General features: G+C 58.8%; 14 protein-coding genes and 1 pseudogene. 9 read left to right on the top strand and 6 right to left on the bottom strand.

Annotated elements, in window-relative coordinates; translation table 11 throughout:
• Positions 1-108: 108 nt before the first annotated feature.
• Genes nuoG through nuoN form a run of 8 tightly spaced genes read left to right on the top strand, consistent with a single transcriptional unit; the run spans position 109 to position 10,099 of the window.
• Positions 109-2,823: an NADH-quinone oxidoreductase subunit NuoG gene (gene nuoG / locus ALQ04_RS12510; protein WP_122316075.1), complete on the top strand. Its 2,715-nt coding sequence runs from the start codon at positions 109-111 to the stop codon at positions 2,821-2,823.
• Positions 2,820-3,827, top strand: a complete 1,008-nt coding sequence (nuoH, locus tag ALQ04_RS12505; RefSeq protein WP_122316074.1) for an NADH-quinone oxidoreductase subunit NuoH — start codon at positions 2,820-2,822, stop codon at positions 3,825-3,827. The genes nuoG and nuoH overlap by 4 nt, the downstream gene beginning before the upstream one ends.
• 11 nt (positions 3,828-3,838) lie before the next feature.
• On the top strand, positions 3,839-4,387 hold the full coding sequence (gene nuoI / locus ALQ04_RS12500; protein ID WP_042559871.1) for an NADH-quinone oxidoreductase subunit NuoI: 549 nt from the start codon (positions 3,839-3,841) through the stop codon (positions 4,385-4,387).
• 10 nt (positions 4,388-4,397) lie between these two features.
• Positions 4,398-4,907 carry an NADH-quinone oxidoreductase subunit J gene (gene nuoJ, locus ALQ04_RS12495; RefSeq protein ID WP_122316073.1) on the top strand — a complete coding sequence of 170 codons (510 nt, stop codon included), beginning with the start codon at positions 4,398-4,400 and terminating at the stop codon, positions 4,905-4,907.
• Positions 4,904-5,212, top strand: coding sequence for an NADH-quinone oxidoreductase subunit NuoK (nuoK, locus tag ALQ04_RS12490; protein WP_122316072.1), 309 nt, complete (start codon positions 4,904-4,906; stop codon positions 5,210-5,212). Before nuoJ ends, nuoK begins: the two co-directional genes overlap by 4 nt.
• Positions 5,209-7,062: an NADH-quinone oxidoreductase subunit L gene (nuoL, locus tag ALQ04_RS12485; RefSeq protein WP_122316071.1), complete on the top strand. Its 1,854-nt coding sequence runs from the start codon at positions 5,209-5,211 to the stop codon at positions 7,060-7,062. Before nuoK ends, nuoL begins: the two co-directional genes overlap by 4 nt.
• A gap of 39 nt (positions 7,063-7,101) precedes the next feature.
• Complete coding sequence (nuoM, locus tag ALQ04_RS12480) at positions 7,102-8,634, top strand: NADH-quinone oxidoreductase subunit M (RefSeq protein WP_122316070.1); 1,533 nt, start codon at positions 7,102-7,104, stop codon at positions 8,632-8,634.
• A gap of 7 nt (positions 8,635-8,641) precedes the next feature.
• The gene (nuoN, locus tag ALQ04_RS12475) at positions 8,642-10,099 is read left to right on the top strand and encodes an NADH-quinone oxidoreductase subunit NuoN (RefSeq protein ID WP_122316069.1); all 1,458 of its coding nucleotides are present in this window, start codon (positions 8,642-8,644) and stop codon (positions 10,097-10,099) included.
• A gap of 97 nt (positions 10,100-10,196) precedes the next feature.
• Here the strand turns inward: nuoN and ALQ04_RS27675 are convergent, their stop codons facing one another.
• The 6 genes and pseudogenes from ALQ04_RS27675 to ALQ04_RS12450 form a co-directional block, all read right to left on the bottom strand.
• Positions 10,197-10,952, bottom strand: coding sequence for a methyl-accepting chemotaxis protein (locus ALQ04_RS27675; RefSeq protein WP_409077255.1), 756 nt, complete (start codon positions 10,950-10,952; stop codon positions 10,197-10,199).
• 102 nt (positions 10,953-11,054) lie between these two features.
• Positions 11,055-11,876, bottom strand: a pseudogene (locus ALQ04_RS27670) (cache domain-containing protein); the annotation flags it as partial.
• Between the two features lie 117 nt (positions 11,877-11,993).
• Entirely contained in the window at positions 11,994-13,316 is a 1,323-nt protein-coding gene (locus tag ALQ04_RS12465; RefSeq protein ID WP_122316067.1) for a sensor histidine kinase, read from the bottom strand.
• Complete coding sequence (locus ALQ04_RS12460) at positions 13,313-13,981, bottom strand: response regulator transcription factor (protein ID WP_122316066.1); 669 nt, start codon at positions 13,979-13,981, stop codon at positions 13,313-13,315. The genes ALQ04_RS12465 and ALQ04_RS12460 overlap by 4 nt, the downstream gene beginning before the upstream one ends.
• Positions 13,981-14,289 carry a PepSY domain-containing protein gene (locus ALQ04_RS12455; protein WP_122316065.1) on the bottom strand — a complete coding sequence of 103 codons (309 nt, stop codon included), beginning with the start codon at positions 14,287-14,289 and terminating at the stop codon, positions 13,981-13,983. Before ALQ04_RS12455 ends, ALQ04_RS12460 begins: the two co-directional genes overlap by 1 nt.
• Positions 14,289-14,597 carry a PepSY domain-containing protein gene (locus tag ALQ04_RS12450; protein ID WP_122316064.1) on the bottom strand — a complete coding sequence of 103 codons (309 nt, stop codon included), beginning with the start codon at positions 14,595-14,597 and terminating at the stop codon, positions 14,289-14,291. The genes ALQ04_RS12455 and ALQ04_RS12450 overlap by 1 nt, the downstream gene beginning before the upstream one ends.
• A 186-nt stretch (positions 14,598-14,783) precedes the next feature.
• On the opposite strand from ALQ04_RS12450, the gene queD reads away from it, so the two are divergent.
• Positions 14,784-15,140, top strand: a complete 357-nt coding sequence (queD, locus tag ALQ04_RS12445; RefSeq protein ID WP_122316063.1) for a 6-carboxytetrahydropterin synthase QueD — start codon at positions 14,784-14,786, stop codon at positions 15,138-15,140.
• Positions 15,141-15,249: the final 109 nt, after the last annotated feature.

The raw sequence follows: 15,249 nt of genomic DNA, 5'->3' as shown, positions 1-15,249 counted from the left end.
CCTTCACCCAACGTGCGATGACGCCCCAAAGGCTGTTTCGAGTCGCACGAATAACAAGATTCCATTAGCCACGCCCGCTGACACCGGGCCAACGAAGACCTTTGAACCATGGCCACTATCCACGTAGACGGCAAAGCGCTCGAAGTCGACGGGGCAGACAACCTGTTACAGGCATGTCTGTCGCTGGGCCTCGACATTCCTTACTTCTGCTGGCACCCCGCTCTTGGCAGCGTTGGTGCCTGTCGCCAATGCGCGGTCAAGCAGTACAACGACGAGAACGACACCCGTGGTCGCATCGTCATGTCCTGCATGACCCCGGCCACCGACAACACCTGGATCTCCATCGACGATGACGAATCCAAGGCGTTCCGCGCCAGTGTCGTCGAGTGGCTGATGACCAACCACCCGCATGACTGCCCGGTCTGCGAGGAAGGCGGTCATTGCCACCTGCAAGACATGACCGTGATGACCGGCCACAACGAGCGCCGTTATCGCTTCACCAAGCGTACCCACCAGAACCAGGACCTCGGCCCGTTCATTTCCCACGAGATGAACCGCTGCATCGCCTGCTACCGTTGCGTACGTTTCTATAAAGACTACGCAGGCGGCACCGACCTGGGTGTTTTTGGCGCTCACGACAACGTGTACTTCGGTCGCGTCGAAGATGGCGTGCTGGAAAGCGAGTTCTCCGGCAACCTCACCGAGGTCTGCCCGACCGGTGTGTTCACCGACAAGACTCACTCCGAGCGTTACAACCGTAAATGGGACATGCAGTTCTCGCCGAGCATCTGCCATGGCTGCTCCAGCGGCTGCAATATCAGCCCGGGCGAGCGCTACGGTGAACTGCGTCGCATCGAAAACCGTTTCAACGGTTCGGTGAACCAGTACTTCCTGTGCGACCGTGGCCGTTTCGGCTATGGCTACGTCAACCGCGAAGACCGTCCGCGTCAGCCATTGCTGGCCGATGGCAGCAAGCTGAGCCTCGATGCGGCTCTGGACACGGCTGCCGACCTGCTGCGCGGTCGCAACATCGTCGGTATCGGCTCGCCACGCGCCAGCCTGGAAAGCAACTATGCGCTGCGTGAACTGGTCGGTGCCGAGCATTTCTACTCGGGTATCGAAGCCGGCGAGCTGGAGCGTATCCGTCTGGTGATGCAGGTCCTCAAGGACAGCCCGCTGCCGATCCCGAACATGCGCGATATCGAAGATCACGATGCGATCTTCGTCCTCGGTGAAGACCTGACCCAGACTGCAGCACGTGTGGCCCTGGCCCTGCGTCAATCGGTCAAGGGCAAGGCCGAAGAGATGGCCGACGCCATGCGCGTACAGCCATGGCTCAACGCCGCAGTGAAAAACATCGGTCAGAACGCACTGAACCCGCTGTTCATCGCCAGCCTGGCTGAAACCCGACTCGACGACATCGCCGAGGAGTGTGTACACGCCGCTCCGGACGATCTGGCGCGTATCGGTTTTGCCGTGGCTCACGCTCTGGACGCCAGCGCACCGGCCGTCGAAGGTCTGGACGCTGAAGCGCTGGAGCTGGCCAAGCGTATTGCCGATGCCCTGCTCGCCGCCAAGCGCCCGCTGATCATCGCCGGTACTTCGCTGGGCTCCAAAGCCCTGATCGAAGCTGCTGCGAACATCGCCAAGGCCCTGAAGCTGCGCGACAAGGAAGGCTCCATCAGCCTGGTCGTGCCGGAAGCCAACAGCCTTGGCCTGGCCATGCTCGGTGGCGAATCGGTCGATGCAGCCCTGCAAACAGTGATCGATGGCAAGGCCGACGCCATCGTCGTGCTGGAAAACGACCTGTACACACGCACCGATGCCGCCAAGGTCGATGCAGCCCTGAGCGCCGCGAAAGTGGTCATCGTGGCTGACCATCAGAAGACCGCTACCGGTGATCGTGCGCATCTGGTCCTGCCAGCCGCCAGCTTCGCTGAAGGCGACGGTACGCTGGTCAGCCAGGAAGGCCGCGCCCAGCGCTTCTTCCAGGTGTTCGATCCGACTTACCTGGACGCCAGCATTCTGGTTCACGAAGGCTGGCGCTGGCTGCATGCCCTGCGCTCGACCCTGCTGAACAAGCCGGTGGACTGGACCCAGCTGGACCACGTCACCGCTGCCTGCGCACAAAGCAATACGCAACTGGCCGGTGTCATCAACGCGGCTCCATCTGCCTCGTTCCGCATCAAGGGCATGAAACTGGCGCGCGAACCACTGCGCTACAGTGGCCGTACCGCCATGCGCGCCAACATCAGCGTGCATGAACCGCGTACTCCACAGGATCAGGACACCGCGTTCGCTTTCTCCATGGAAGGTTACTCGGGCTCTGCCGAACCTCGTCAGCAAGTGCCGTTCGCCTGGTCTCCGGGCTGGAACTCGCCGCAGGCCTGGAACAAGTTCCAGGACGAAGTCGGTGGTCACCTGCGTGCCGGTGATCCGGGTATTCGCCTGATCGAAAGCCAGGGCGACAACCTCAACTGGTTCTCCAACGTGCCGGGCGCCTTCTCGCCGGCCCAGGGAACCTGGAAAGTGGTGCCGTTCTATCACCTGTTCGGCAGTGAAGAGAACTCTTCAAAAGCCGCTCCGGTCCAGAGCCGCATTCCCGAGGCCTACGTTGCACTGGCCAAATCCGAAGCCGATCGCCTGGGCGTCAACGAAGGTGCCCTGCTGGCCCTGAGCGTTGCGGGTCAGACCCTGCGTCTGCCGTTGCGCATCAATGAAGAGCTGGGTGCAGGCATGGTCGCATTGCCGGTCGGTCTGGCTGGCATTCCGGCGGCGGTCTTCGGCAAATCGGTTGACGGTCTTCAGGAGGCAGCACAATGAGCTGGTTTACCCCTGATGTGATCGACGCCATCATCGCGGTCGTGAAAGCCATCGTCGTGCTGCTGGCCGTGGTGGTCTGCGGCGCGCTGCTGAGCTTTGTCGAACGTCGCCTGCTGGGCTGGTGGCAGGACCGTTATGGTCCGAACCGCGTCGGCCCGTTCGGCATGTTCCAGATCGCTGCCGACATGCTGAAAATGTTCTTCAAGGAAGACTGGACGCCTCCGTTTGCCGACAAGGTGATCTTCACCCTGGCGCCGGTCGTGGCCATGAGCGCCTTGCTGATTGCCTTTGCCGTCATCCCGATCACCCCGACCTGGGGCGTGGCGGACCTGAACATCGGCCTGCTGTTCTTCTTTGCCATGGCCGGTCTTTCGGTCTATGCCGTGCTGTTCGCCGGCTGGTCGAGTAACAACAAGTACGCCCTGCTCGGCAGCCTGCGTGCCTCGGCACAGACCGTATCCTATGAAGTGTTCATGGGTCTGGCGCTGATGGGTGTCGTGGTTCAGGTCGGTTCGTTCAACATGCGCGACATCGTTGAATACCAGGCACAGAACCTGTGGTTCATCATTCCGCAGTTCTTCGGCTTCTGTACCTTCTTCATCGCTGGCGTTGCCGTGACTCACCGTCACCCCTTCGACCAGCCGGAAGCGGAACAGGAACTGGCCGACGGCTACCACATTGAATATGCCGGCATGAAATGGGGCATGTTCTTCGTTGGTGAATACATCGGGATCATCCTGATCTCGGCGTTGCTGGTGACTCTGTTCTTCGGCGGCTGGCACGGCCCGTTCGATATCCTGCCGCAGCTGTCGTTTGTCTGGTTTGCCCTGAAGACCGCATTCTTCATCATGCTGTTCATCCTGCTGCGCGCCTCTATCCCGCGCCCACGCTATGACCAGGTAATGGACTTCAGCTGGAAATTCTGTCTGCCGCTGACCCTGATCAATTTGCTGGTGACTGCTGCGATCGTGTTGTTGAACACGCCGGCAGGCTCGGTTCAGTGAGGATTTGACCCATGTTCAAATATATTGGCGACATCGTTAAGGGTACTGGTACCCAGTTGCGCAGCCTGATAATGGTTTTCGGCCATGGCTTCCGCAAACGCGACACCCTGCAATATCCGGAAGAGGCGGTCTACCTGCCACCGCGCTATCGCGGCCGTATCGTCCTGACCCGCGACCCCGACGGCGAAGAGCGCTGCGTGGCCTGCAACCTGTGCGCCGTGGCTTGCCCGGTCGGTTGCATTTCACTGCAGAAGGCTGAAACCGAAGATGGCCGTTGGTACCCGGACTTTTTCCGCATCAACTTCTCGCGTTGCATTTTCTGCGGCCTGTGCGAAGAAGCCTGCCCGACCACCGCAATCCAGCTGACACCGGATTTCGAGATGGCCGAGTTCAAACGTCAGGATCTGGTTTACGAGAAAGAAGATCTGCTGATCTCCGGCCCCGGCAAGAACCCCGACTATAACTTCTATCGCGTCGCCGGTATGGCTATCGCTGGCAAGCCCAAGGGCTCTGCACAGAACGAAGCCGAACCGATCAACGTCAAGAGCTTGCTGCCTTAAGGAAGTAAAGATGGAATTCGCTTTCTATTTCGCATCCGGCATCGCTGTCGTGTCCACCCTGCGGGTGATCACGAATACGAACCCGGTGCACGCCCTGCTCTACCTGATCATTTCGCTGATCGCAGTGGCGATGACCTTTTTCAGCCTTGGCGCACCGTTCGCCGGGGTCCTGGAAGTCATCGCCTATGCCGGCGCGATCATGGTCCTGTTCGTGTTTGTGGTCATGATGCTGAACCTGGGCCCGGCCTCGGTTCAGCAGGAACGTGTCTGGCTCAAGCCCGGCATCTGGATCGGTCCGACCATTCTTGGCGTACTGCTGCTGGCTGAACTGCTGTATGTGCTGTTCGCCAACCCGACCGGCGCTGGCGTCGGTCACACCACAGTCGACGCCAAGGCAGTCGGTATCAGCCTGTTCGGGCCTTATCTGCTGGTCGTGGAACTGGCCTCGATGCTGCTGCTGGCTGCAGCCATCACGGCATTCCACCTGGGCCGCACCGAGGCGAAGGAGCCAAGCCAATGAATGCTATTCCTCTGGAACACGGTCTGGCGGTCGCCGGCGTGCTGTTCTGCCTCGGCCTTGTGGGCCTGATTGTGCGTCGCAACATTCTTTTCGTGTTGATGAGCCTGGAAATCATGATGAACGCCTCTGCCCTGGCATTCATCGTTGCCGGTAGCCGCTGGGGACAACCGGATGGACAGGTCATGTTCATTCTGGTGATCAGCCTTGCTGCTGCCGAGGCCAGTATTGGCCTGGCGATCCTGATGCAACTGTATCGCCGCTTCCACACGCTCGATATCGACGCTGCCAGCGAGATGCGCGGATGAACCTACTCTTTCTGACTTTCGTATTTCCCCTGATCGGTTTTCTGCTGCTGTCGTTCTCCCGTGGACGCATCTCGGAAAATCTCGCGGCCCTGATCGGTGTCGGCTCCGTTGGACTGTCAGCCCTGGTCACCGCCTGGGTCATCTGGCAATTCAATGTCGCGCCGCCTGAAGGCGGTCACTACACCCAGGTGTTGTGGCAATGGATGGACGTGGATGGCTTCAGCCCGAACTTCGCCCTGTATCTGGACGGCCTGTCCGTAACGATGCTGGGTGTGGTGGTTGGCGTAGGCTTCCTGATCCACCTGTTCGCTTCCTGGTACATGCGTGGTGAAGAGGGCTACTCGCGCTTCTTCTCCTACACCAACCTGTTCATTGCCAGCATGTTGTTCCTAATCCTGGGCGACAACCTGCTGTTCATCTACTTCGGTTGGGAAGGCGTGGGCCTGTGCAGCTACCTGTTGATCGGTTTCTACTACAGCAACCGCAACAACGGTAACGCCGCACTCAAGGCATTCATCGTGACCCGCATCGGCGACGTGTTCATGGCCATCGGCCTGTTCATCCTGTTCCAGCAACTGGGCACATTGAATGTCCAGGAACTGCTGGTACGTGCGCCTGAGCACTTCAAGACCGGTGACTTCTGGATCGTCCTGGCGACCCTGATGCTGCTCGGTGGTGCTGTCGGTAAATCCGCGCAACTGCCGCTGCAAACCTGGCTGGCGGACGCGATGGCCGGCCCTACTCCGGTTTCGGCACTGATTCACGCCGCAACCATGGTTACCGCCGGTGTCTACCTGATCGCCCGTACCCACGGTCTGTTCGCCCTGGCTCCGGACATCCTGCATCTGGTCGGTGTGGTCGGCGGCGTGACCCTGGTTCTGGCCGGTTTCGCAGCACTGGTACAAACCGACATCAAACGTATCCTCGCCTACTCGACCATGAGCCAGATCGGCTACATGTTCCTGGCCCTGGGTGTGGGTGCCTGGGAAGGCGCGATCTTCCACCTGATGACCCACGCCTTCTTCAAGGCGCTGCTGTTCCTTGCTTCCGGTGCGGTGATCGTTGCGTGCCACCACGAGCAGAACATCTTCAAGATGGGCGGCCTGTGGAAGAAACTGCCGCTGGCCTACGCCAGCTTCATCGTCGGTGGTGCCGCACTCGCTGCCCTGCCGCTGCTGACCGCCGGTTTCTACTCCAAGGACGAAATCCTCTGGGAAGCCTTCGCCAGCGGCAACAACGGTCTGCTGTATGCAGGTCTGGTCGGCGCGTTCATGACCTCGATCTACACCTTCCGCCTGATATTCATCGCGTTCCACGGTGAAGCCAAGACTGAAGCACATGCCGGTCATGGCATCGCTCACTGGCTGCCGCTGTCGGTGCTGATCGTACTGTCGACCTTTGTCGGCGCCATGATCACCCCGCCACTGGCCGGTGTGTTGCCACAAAGCGTCGGCCATGCCGGTGGCGAAGCCAAGCACAGCCTGGAAATCGCCTCGGGCGCCATCGCCCTGGCAGGTATCCTGCTCGCGGCCTTGCTGTTCCTGGGCAAGCGTCGCCTGGTCACCGCGATCGCCAACAGTGGTCCTGGACGTCTCCTCTCGGCCTGGTGGTTCGCTGCATGGGGCTTCGACTGGATCTACGACAAGCTGTTCGTCAAACCTTATCTGGCGATCAGCCATGTGCTGCGTAGCGATCCGTTCGACCGCACCATTGGTTTGATCCCGCGTCTGGTCAAGGGGGGTCATGTCACCATGAGCCGCACCGAGACCGGCCAGTTGCGTTGGTATGCTGCCTCGATAGCCGTGGGTGCCGTTCTGGTACTCGGTGCCGTCGTTCTGGTTGCGGTCTGACATGAACCTTGCGAATTTGCGAAAGGAATTGAGCCCGTCATGATTCTGCCTTGGCTAATCCTGATCCCCTTTATCGGCGGCCTGCTGTGCTGGTTGTGTGAGCGCGTCAGCGCCACACTGCCACGCTGGATCGCGCTGCTGACCATGTCCCTGCTGCTCGGTATCGGCCTGTGGCTGTGGGGCGTCGGCGACTACACCCTGTCACCGGCACCCGGCGCTGCGCCGACCTGGACCCTGGAATTCCACCAACAGTGGATCTCGCGTTTCGGCATCAGCGTGCACCTGGCGCTCGACGGCCTGTCGCTGCTGATGATCCTGCTGACCGGTCTGCTCGGTGTGTTGTCCGTGCTCTGCTCCTGGAAGGAAATCCAGCGCAAGGTCGGCTTCTTCCACCTCAACCTGATGTGGATTCTCGGCGGTGTGGTTGGCGTGTTCCTGGCCATCGACCTGTTCATGTTCTTCTTCTTCTGGGAAATGATGCTGGTGCCGATGTATTTCCTCATCGCGCTCTGGGGTCATAGCTCGTCGGACGGCAAGAAGACACGAATCTACGCAGCGACCAAGTTCTTCATCTTCACCCAGGCCAGCGGCCTGATCATGCTGGTGGCGATCCTTGGTCTGGTGCTGGTGCACTTCAACCAGACCGGCGTACTTACCTTCGCTTACGCCGACCTGCTGAAGACCAAACTGGCACCGGGCACCGAGTACATTCTGATGCTGGGCTTCTTCATCGCGTTCGCGGTGAAACTGCCGGTCGTGCCATTGCACTCCTGGTTGCCCGATGCTCACGCTCAGGCTCCGACTGCAGGTTCCGTCGACCTGGCCGGTATCCTGCTGAAAACCGCTGCCTACGGCCTGCTGCGTTTCGCCCTGCCGCTGTTCCCCAATGCTTCGGCGGAGTTCGCGCCGATTGCAATGACCCTCGGCCTGGTCGGCATTTTCTATGGCGCATTCCTGGCCTTCGCACAGTCCGATATCAAGCGCCTGATCGCGTTCTCCAGCGTTTCGCACATGGGTTTCGTCCTGATCGGGATCTACTCCGGTAGCCAGCAAGCCCTGCAAGGCGTGGTGATCCAGATGATTGCCCACGGTCTGTCGGCAGCTGCGCTGTTTATCCTCAGCGGCCAGTTGTACGAGCGCCTGCATACCCGTGACATGCGTCAAATGGGTGGTCTGTGGTCACGCATTCCATACCTGCCGGCCATCAGCCTGTTCTTCGCTGCCGCCTCTCTGGGTCTGCCGGGGACCGGTAACTTTGTCGGCGAATTCCTGATCCTGCTGGGCTCCTTCGTAAGCTCGCCATGGATCACGGCCATTGCCACTTCCGGTCTGGTGTTCGGTTCGGTCTACTCGCTGATCATGATCCACCGCGCCTACTTTGGCCCTGCCCAGTCCAACGAGGCCCTCAAGGGTATGGACGGACGGGAATTGATCATGGTGCTGGGTCTTGCCGTATTGCTAATCGTGCTCGGGGTTTACCCGCAGCCGTTCCTCGATACCTCGGCAGCGACCATGCACAGCGTGCAGCAATGGTTAGGCACTGCCTTCACTCAACTCGCTTCGGCCCGGTAAGAGCGCTATGGACCTGACGATTCAACACTTTATTGCGCTTGCCCCACTGCTGATTACCAGCATCACCGTCGTGGTGGTGATGCTGGCCATCGCATGGCGCCGCAATCACTCGCAAACATTCCTGCTCTCGGTAGCAGGGCTCAACCTGGCATTGCTGTCGATCTACCCGGCATTGAAAGTCGCGCCACTGGCGGTAACGCCATTGCTGCAGATCGATAGCTTCGCCTGCCTGTACATGGCAATCATCCTCGCCTCGACACTCGCGTGCGTGACGATGGCGCATGCTTACCTGGGCGACGACAACAAGGGTTATCCGGGCAACCGTGAAGAGCTTTACCTGCTGATTCTGCTGGCCGCTGCCGGTGGCCTGGTGCTGGTCAGCGCCAAGCATCTGGCAGGCCTGTTCATTGGCCTGGAACTGCTGTCGGTTCCGGTCTATGGCCTGGTTGCGTATGCCTTCTTCAACAAGCGCTCGCTGGAAGGCGGCATCAAGTACATGGTGCTTTCGGCCGCTGGCTCAGCGTTCCTGCTGTTCGGTATGGCGCTCTTGTACGCCGATGCAGGCACCCTGAGCTTCGACGGTATCGGCAAGGCGATTGCTGCTACCGGCATGCCTAGCGCGCTGGCCAGCATGGGTCTGGGCATGATGGTCGTAGGCCTGGCATTCAAACTGTCGCTGGTGCCGTTCCACCTGTGGACGCCGGACGTCTACGAGGGTGCCCCTGCCCCGGTTGCCGCTTTCCTGGCTACCGCCAGCAAGGTTGCAGTGTTCGCAGTGCTGGTGCGTCTGTTCCAGATCTCCCCGGCCGCCAGCAGCGGTGTACTGCATGACGTACTCGCGGTAATCGCCGTGGCGTCGATCCTGGTCGGTAACCTGTTGGCGCTGACCCAGAACAACCTCAAGCGTCTGCTGGGTTATTCCTCGATTGCCCACTTCGGTTACCTGATGATCGCGCTGGTTGCCAGCAAAGGCATGGCGGTTGAAGCCATCGGTGTCTATCTGGCGACCTATGTGCTGACGTCTCTGGGCAGCTTTGGTGTAATCACCATGATGTCCTCGCCGTACAGCGGCCGCGATGCCGATGCGATGTTTGAATACCGTGGCCTGTTCTGGCGTCGTCCGTACCTGACTGCGGTCATGACCCTGATGATGCTGTCGCTGGCAGGTATCCCGCTGACCGCAGGCTTCATCGGCAAGTTCTACATCATCGCTACCGGCGTTGAATCGCAACTGTGGTGGCTGGTTGGCGCGCTGATCATCGGTAGTGCCATTGGCGTGTTCTACTACCTGCGGGTGATGGTCACCATGTATCTGGTCGACAACAAGCTGCCTCGTCACGATGCGGCGTTCAACTGGGCACAGCGTACCGGTGGCGTCATGCTGCTGGCGGTCGCAATCCTGACCTTCGTGCTGGGTGTGTATCCACAGCCGTTGCTGGATCTGGTGCTCAACGCAGTCCTGTAAATCACAGGCTGGCTGGCATAAAAAAACCCTGCTTCGGCAGGGTTTTTTTTGGCTTGTTTACTTTCCGGCAAGGCCTCTCACCCCTGCCATAAAGAGATCAGACGCGGAACTGAGACACCAGACCACCAAGACGCTTGCCCAGATCAAACAGGCTGCGAGAGGTCTGTGCACCCTGCCGGGTTTCATCAGCAACGCTTTCCACGGCGGTCGCGATCTGGTGAACGCTGCGGTTGATTTCCTCGGCTACGGCGGTCTGCTCTTCGGCAGCACTGGCGATCTGTGCGTTCATCGAGTTGATGGTTGCGATCAGCTCACCAATGGTCACCAGTGACAGTCCCGCTTCATTGGCCTGGGTCGAGGTGCCGTCACCGGCCTCACTGGAACGCCGCATGGCGCCAACAGCTTCCTCGGTGCCCTTCTGCAGGCGGTCGATCATGCCCTGGATTTCCTGGGTGCTTTGCTGGGTCCTGCTGGCCAGTGCCCGGACTTCATCGGCAACCACTGCAAAGCCTCGACCGGCCTCCCCTGCCCTCGCAGCCTCGATGGCCGCATTGAGCGCCAGCAGGTTGGTCTGTTCGGCAATGGAGCGAATGACGCCCAACACGCTGACAATCGATGAAACATCCTTCTGCAGGCTGTCCAGCGACGAGCCGCTTTTGCGGATGTCGTCTACCAGGGCGTGAATCTGCTTGATACTGCCATCGACCACACGCTTGGCAGCCTTGCCTTGCTCATCGGTCTGTTGAGCGGCAACAGAGGCACCCTGAGCGCTCTTCGCGACTTCCTGGGCAGCGGCAGACATTTCGTTGATGGCGGTCGCCACCTGATCGGTTTCATGCCGCTGACGATCCATCGCTTGTTCCGAGCGTTGCGCCTGATCGGATACCTGGCCTACCAGCCCGGTCAGTTGGGTGGTCATCTCGGTGATCTGGCGAACGATGCCATGAATCTTGTCGACAAAACGGTTGAACGAGCCTGCCAGTTCTCCGAGTTCATCCTGGCTGGTAATCGCCAGGCGGCGCGTCAGGTCACCTTCACCGGCAACGATATCGTCCAGGTTGTTCTTCATCAAACGCAGCGGACGCAACAGGGTCCCGGTCATGACAATGCCGATTGCGCTAATGATCACCAGTACCAGCACGGTGATGCCGACAATGCTGTACAGCATGTCTTGCAGACGCGCATCGACGTTCTGCTTGACCACTGCGACCTGAGCCTCGATACCGTCGAGGTTGACGGCGCTGCCGACTACCAGATCCCACTTGGACAGGTATTCGGTATAGCCCACCTTGGGGACCGGTTCGGTTTTGCCCGGCAATGCCGAGGAGTAATAGGTGTAGTGGGTACCCGCCTTGGCGACGGCTACCAGCTCTCTGTTGAGATAGACACCGTTGGGATCACGGGCGTCCTTGAAGCTTTTGCCCAGGCCATCGGCACTGGTGCTTCTGAAAATCCGTATGATTTCGGAGTCATAACCAAACAGATAGCCGTCCTTGCCGTAGCTGACAGAGGCAAGCAGCTTGATGGCATTGGCCTTGGCGGCCTCATCGCCCGGCGCAGCGGAATCGTAGACGGGCTTGATGGCGCTGATGGCAATGTCCACATAGTTTTTCAACGTTGTCCTGGCCTCTGCCAGTAAACGCTCCCGTGTCTCATTGACCTCTTTCTCGGCTTGTTGATGCAGGATGAATACCGTAGTTGCGCTGATGACCAACGCGAACAACAACACTGGCAAGACGGCCAATGACAGTACCTTGGCTTTCAGACTCAGACGCATAGAGTTCGCCTATCGGTTATTTTTATAGAGGGAGCACTTTCAGTCGTTATCGGCAAAAATGCCGAGGAGTTAAGATCCTCAGCATTTTTTGTAGGAGATATCTGGTTTGAGGCAAGGTTAAGGCAGAGTGCGCTCAGGAAGGTCGATACGCACCCGCAGCCCGCCCATAGGGCTGGTGAGCAATTGCAGATCGCCGCCCCATGCATCGATGATGTCACGCACGATCCCCAGCCCAAGGCCATGGCCGGTGATCTGCTCATCGAGGCGGGTACCACGACTGAACACGCCTTCACGCTGCGATTCAGGAATACCAGGCCCGTCATCGTCGATCAGCAGACAGAAGCCCTGCCCTTGCGGAGTAATATTCAGCCGCACTTCACTGTCTGCCCACTTGCAGGCGTTATCCAGCAAGTTGCCCAACAGTTCGAGAATGTCTTCGCGATCCCATGGCAGGTGCAGGCCGCTGGGTACATCATTGATCAGGTCGAGATGCTCGCCATGGATCATGCGCAGCGTCGAGAACAGGCTGGTCAGTTCTGCATCACAATCGAAACGCGCTCCCGGCAATGCATCACCGGACAGACGAGCACGGTTCAGCTCGCGCTCCAGGCGCAGACGGATATTCTCCAGTTGCTCATGCAGCGTCTTGCGCAGCGCAGGGTTGGCGTCCAGTTGCTCGCTGGAGGCCAGGCTGAGTAAAACGGCCAGCGGGGTCTTGAGTGCATGGCCAAGGTTGCCCAGCGCATTGCGTGAGCGCTTCAGGCTGTCTTCGGTATGCGCGAGCAAATGGTTGATTTGCGCTACCAGCGGCTCAAGTTCCAGCGGTACCTGATTGTCCAGTTGCGAGCGCTGGCCTTGCTGCAATTGGGATATCTGCTCGCGAACGGTCTCCAGAGGGCGCAAGGCCCGGCGGACGGTGACACGCTGCAGGATCAGCACCAGAATGAGTGCAGCAAGGCCGAATCCCAGGCCTATCTGCTGCATGCGCTTGAAGCTTGCTCTGACGGGTGTGTAGTCCTGAGCAACCGTCACCGTGATCTGCTGCCCGAACTTGCGGTAGTCCGCACTCCACACCAGAAGCGATTGCCCGGTGTGCCCTAATTCCAGATCCGCATGCAGACCTGTTCCAGCGGGCTTGGGCAATTCAAAATCCCATAACGAGCGGGATCGCCAATAACCCTGGGGGAAGTCCAGACGAAAGTAATGGCCCGAGAGCGGGCGCTGGTAGGCAGCAGACAAACGCTGCTCATCCAGTTGAATCCCGACCGGACCACGAACCAGGGCAACCAGCAGGCTTTCGCTTTCCTTGCGCAGCCCGGCTTCCAGATAGCGCTGCAACCCCAGCTCGAACAGGTACAGGCTGGTCTGGGCCATTACCAGACCCACTACGACCAGAACTGCGACAAGACCGAGACTCAGGCGCCTCTGTATGGACTTCAAGCGTTATTACCACCGAACAGATAGCCCTGGCCGCGACGTGTCGTGACCACCGAACGCCCAAGTTTGCGTCTCAGGTGATTGACATGGACTTCTATCACATTGGAGTCGCGTTCGTTTTCACCATCGTACAAATGCTCGGCAAGATGGCTCTTGGAAAGGATCTGTTCAGGGTGGTGCATGAAATAGCGGAGCAGGCGGAATTCGGCAGACGTCAGCTGGATATCCACCCCGTCACGCACCACGCATTGCCGGCTTTCATCCAGGTTGAGCCCCGCAGACTCCAGGGTCGGCTGATTGGCCAGTCCATGTGAGCGGCGCAGCAAGGCCTGAATGCGCAATTGCAGCTCTTCAGGATGGAACGGCTTGGTCAGGTAGTCGTCGGCGCCGGCCTTAAGGCCCTCGATACGCTCGGACCATGAACCCCGTGCGGTAAGAATGAGTACAGGCACGGCCAGGCCTTTGCTGCGCCACTGCTGCAGCACCTCAAGCCCGGGAACACCGGGCAACCCCAGGTCGAGGACAATCAGGTCATAAGGCTCGCTAACGCCTTGATATACGGCATCGCGGCCATCGGCCAACCAATCCACGGCATAACCTTGTCGCCCAAGGGCAGAAATCAGTTCATCTGCCAGAGGCACATGATCCTCAACCAGTAGTAGCCGCATCAATCATCTTCCTCGTCTTGCAGAAGTCGCCCGTCACGCGCATCGAACTTGAGCTCGCGGACCACACCTTGCGTAGTCAACACTTCGAACTCATAAACGTACAGGTTATTCTTTTCTTCCAGTTCGGCCTCGAGCAGCTTGGCGCCAGGATGGTGGCTCAACGCTTGCTCGATAAATTGCTCAAGAGGCAGAATCACTCCGCGCTGCCGCAAACTGAGTGCCTCATCCTGATTCAAGTCCTTGGCCAGCCCGGCAGAGCAGAACAGCCCCAAGCCAAGGAGTGCACAGAGACGCATGTCGACCTTCATTACTTATCCTGATAGTTCTTGTATATCTGTCCTGTGACAGCGTTTATTTTCAGGTCCCACTGAACGCCTTGAGTATCACGCAATTCGATCTGGTAAACGTATTTACCGTATTCGTTTTCGAGCTCCGTCTCCGTAATAGTCCCGCCGGGGTGTTTGGCCAGCGCGTATTCATTGAGCTTTTCAAAAGACTGGATGGTGCCTGCATCCCTTAGTCGCAAGGCTTCATCCGGCCCGATATCACGTGCCATGGCAAATCCGGCCAGCACAGTGAGCATCAAGGCAGTCAGCAAAGTTGTCAGTCTTCTCATTATGGGCTCCATTTGAAGAAGTACTTTCTACGGAGACCAAGATAAGGGTAACAACTTAACTCAAGCTGAATCTCTCTGGCTAGATGCCATCACCGCTTGGCTGCCAGCCTCGGCAGAGCGTGGCGTTTGAAAGCATTGCTGTTAAACTCGCCCGCTGCATCGCCATTTATCCAGAGCTCATACACAGTGGAAATTTTCAAAGAGTTTACTTTCGAGTCCGCGCATCTCCTCCCCCATGTACCTGAGGGCCATAAATGCGGGCGCCTGCATGGACACTCGTTCCGGGTAGGCATCCATCTGTCCGGCAAGGTCGACCCTCATATTGGCTGGATACGCGATTTCTCCGAAATCAAGGCCATCTTCAAGCCACTCTATGAGCGTCTGGACCATAACTACCTCAATGACATCCCAGGCCTGGAAAACCCGACCAGCGAAAATCTGGCGAAATGGATCTGGGATGAGCTGAAACCGTTACTGCCTGAACTCTCGGCGGTGCGCATTCACGAAACCTGTACCAGCGGATGTGAATACCGCGGAGAGTGATACCCGCCTATTAAAAACCACCTTCAAGGTGGTTTTTTTGTCCTGAATCAAAGCAAAGGAAGAAAGCCGGACAGATATTTTTTCATCTCTAAAGACAAAACCCCCACCT

It is taken from the genome of Pseudomonas cichorii (assembly GCF_003700275.1).
GTDB lineage: Bacteria > Pseudomonadota > Gammaproteobacteria > Pseudomonadales > Pseudomonadaceae > Aquipseudomonas > Aquipseudomonas cichorii_B.
This window is presented reverse-complemented; position numbering and strand designations above follow the sequence as displayed.